This is a genomic window from Denitrobacterium sp. (assembly GCF_056180635.1).
Genome location: NZ_JAZZJS010000048.1, coordinates 1 through 1,991, shown reverse-complemented (window position 1 = coordinate 1,991; position 1,991 = coordinate 1). Strand labels below are relative to the sequence as shown.

The 1,991-nt window shown below is 60.6% G+C and carries 1 protein-coding gene; it reads right to left on the bottom strand.

Annotated elements, in window-relative coordinates:
- The coding region (locus tag AC04P6_RS04525) for a CocE/NonD family hydrolase (protein WP_475565411.1) at window positions 1-1,991 on the bottom strand (1,991 nt) is incomplete at both ends.

Genomic DNA, 1,991 nt, shown 5'->3' with positions numbered 1-1,991 from the left:
TTGCGTATGACCTCGGTTCCAATGGAGCCATTAACCGCGAAGGCGCGGAACGGCTCGTCGGCAACGTCGAGCAGCACGGCAGACATCATGATGTCGCCTTCGCTCACGTTATCGACCTTAGCGCGCACGTGTACGGGCATCTTGCCCGCTATGGTCATCTGCCCATTCACGGGAAGCGTCCAAACTGCGGCGTTTTCGTTCGTCTTGCCGGTGAAGGGCTGCGTGTTTACGTCTTCAGACGAGAAGGGGGTGCCCTTGGCGCTCACGATGGTCTGCCCGCTCTCGGAGGGGCGCACGGTGGCGACGTTGTCGGAATCCCAGGAGCTGCTCGCATAGAACGTACCGTCTACGTTGCTCTGCACCGTGAAGTCGGGTAGCGTCGACGCTTGATTGTTCACGCCTACGAGCGCGCGCGTGAACCACAGGTTAAGCCACTCGAAGTAGGTGTGGTCGCCGATCATGATGTCCGAATTGTCCTGCTCGTTCGCCGGTGTTATATGGGCGTTCTGGTGGAGCAGGGATTTCACCTCGCACCCCGATTTCAGGAATGCGGTCCGCATGAGGTCGAAGTGCTTGGTGCTCACATTGCCATCGTTCATCCCCATAACGATAAGCGCCGATGCGCGTATGCCCGTTTGACCGGTGTACCAATCTCTGTTCGCCCAGTACGGGCCGTAATCGCCCTGAAGCTGCCCTTGCGCGTCGCTCATGAAGGCGCGGTAGCGCTGGTAGAACTCGAGCACATTCGGGTCGGGTGCGATCCCTGCCGCTTCATTCGTGAACAGGCGGCTCGCGCATGCGTCTGAAAGGACGGTCGAGTAGTTGTAGCTCGTGTTGCTCGAGGTGGAGATGCCCTGGCTGTTCGAGTTATCGTACCAGCTCGAGGGTCCGGCGACAGGCACGATCGTGTCGAGGCCCTCGACGCCGGAGGTTGCCACCTCGTAACACATGGCGCCTGGATAGGAAAGCCCCGTCATGCCCACATGCCCGTTCGACCAGCCAGGTTTGTTCGCGCTGTTCGGGTCGAGCACCTCGATGGTGCCGGCGGCATCCGCGAATGCTTTGCGCCCCTCTTTTCCGTGCAGCCATTCCACGACGTTCACGAACGCATCGCGCTCCATCACTGTGCCGCAGCACTCGATGCCCTCCGAGCCGTATGTTCCAAGGCCCGCCGCCTGCACTATGGCGAATCCGCGCACGAGGTAGTAATCGAGCGTAGTTATACTGTCGGGCGCCTCCATGCCTTCGACAACCTCGTAATGCCAGTCAGAGCGCTTCGTCAACGTATCGCTCAGAGCGAGGTCCTGCGAGGTGATGGTGCCCGTTGGCTGCCGATGCCCCTGTTCCGGTTTCTTTGAAAGCAAAGCGTCGTCCACGCGCGTTTCGGCATCGCCGGGTGAGTCCCGAACAACTCCGAATTGGCTTCCCGATGCCTGCATGCCCGCGCTGTAGGGGTCGGCCCGGAAGAGCACCGGTGCCTCATAGGTGCCTTCCACGGCGGCGCGGGGCACCTGGACGAAGGCTTTCACGAGATCGCACTTGCCGTCCCGATCGGTGTCGTAATCGGTTTCCACATACACGACGAAGCGATACAGCTCGCTGTTCTTGTTGGAATAATCCTTGGCGCTCACGTCAGAGTACTGGTATACCGGCTGAGCCATGCCGTTTACGATGCTCATTCCCTTGTTCTGCCCGAGTTCGGCGGTCAGGTACACGCCGCCGCCTTCGGGGACGGTGATGTAGAAGCCGTCCTTGTCGCAGGCGAGGGGCACGCGCTCGTCTTTGCCGTTGTAGGCACCCTTCAGGTAATAGCCCGCATCGAGCGAAGCATCGAGGTATACCTTGTCGCCGGCATGCGCTACATCGAACCCATGGCTTTTCGCGAGCGCTACCTTGCCCGCCCCGACGGCGCGCAACGTGCCGCCTTCGCTTGGCTGTTCCACCTTCACAATGTAGTTCACCTGCGAGGAGAGGTCATCAGGCACGCCCGA